Origin of the sequence: Synechococcus sp. R55.3, assembly GCF_047461975.1 — a bacterium.
In the GTDB taxonomy this organism is placed as follows: Bacteria; Cyanobacteriota; Cyanobacteriia; order Thermostichales; family Thermostichaceae; genus Thermostichus.
Window position 1 is genome coordinate 1 of the sequence record NZ_JANSIG010000156.1, and the last position, 1,247, is coordinate 1,247.

Genomic DNA, 1,247 nt, shown 5'->3' on the forward strand with positions numbered 1-1,247 from the left:
GGTTGATCCATCTCAAACGCTCGGCTGCCCGCCGCAAAGACATGGGGGAAAAAGTTGCTGTTGGCAGGATCCCAGCCTTGGAGCAGCAGATCTTGCCGCTGGAACCGGAGTTGCCTTCTCCATCTCCCTTGCCGGAGCCCCCCGCAGAGCCGAACGCAAACGAGGAAGGCGAGGATAACACTGCTGGGACGGAGTCTCTGCCAGAACTGCCCCCAGAAGAACTGCCGTTGGCGGCTGGGCTTCGGGAAGATCTGGAGGATGTGGAGGAAGAGACCGAAGAAGACCGTGACCTTGAAGACGAGGACGAAGATGAGGACGACCCTGACTATCCCTTAGAAGATGAAGATGGGCCAGAAGAGGATCCCCTCACCGATCCCGGCTATCGAATTCAGGTGTTGCCCCTGGAAGAGCTCACCCTGCCGGAAACCTGCTACGTCGTTGTTGACCGCTACCAAGAACTGACCACCCGCCCCCTTAAGGAATTCTTTGGCTCCGGATCCCTGCCCATCGAAGGGATCGACAACGCCAATACGCTGCCCATTTTCGACAACCACAAGGTGGCCCGTCGCTTTTCCGAAATGAGCCGTCGGGGCAGCAACACCTACCCGCCCTACCGGGTGATCCAGTTTCCCGGCTACATCCTGGAGATTGTGCGCACCCAACTGCAAAAGAAAGGCATCACCCATCTGCTCGTAGATGGGCAAATCTACAGTCTTTGACAGGATCCTCAAGCTCAGAAGTGGGGGACTCCTGTTACTGGCGCAGGTTGGCAACACTACGTGAACGCCAGCCGCACTTCCTGTTTTAGCCTACCTCGCCACAGCAGCAGTACCCGTCTCTTCGGACATTTGGACTGCCCCCGCCCCCACGGGCTTATGGATCGCTCCTCAGCTCCCCACTCACACTGATGGAACCAAAGGCTCATGCCGTGACATACTCCCGCACTCATGCTGATGCAAAGCGCTCCGCGCCGCTAAAGCGAGAGAGGGCGGGGCTTCTCGGCGGCCTAGCTAAGCCTTGTAGCAGGCAGAAATACGCAAAGTTTGTGATCATTCCACAGCCGCCGCCGCGTATTCCAGCTCCTCTTCCACCACTTCCGGTGGGGCCTCTGCCGCTTGTCCTTGCTTAGCGGCCAACAGTTGCTCGCGGTACTTGGCTGCCATCTCCTCGGCCTTCTCGTAAACCAGCTTGGGATCCCGAATCATGTCGCCGGGATTGGGCTCCAGTTGCTTGGTGGACAGCGAGAT

The 1,247-nt window shown here is 58.4% G+C and carries 1 protein-coding gene and 1 pseudogene; one reads left to right on the top strand and one right to left on the bottom strand.

All coding sequences use genetic code 11. The annotated features are described in order from the left end of the window. On the top strand, nucleotides 1–719 hold a 719-nt coding region (locus NW849_RS14265; protein WP_414358497.1), incomplete at its 5' end, for a hypothetical protein. A gap of 330 nt (nucleotides 720–1,049) precedes the next feature. Here the strand turns inward: NW849_RS14265 and NW849_RS14270 are convergent. After that, nucleotides 1,050–1,247, bottom strand: a pseudogene (locus tag NW849_RS14270) (30S ribosomal protein S1); the annotation flags it as partial.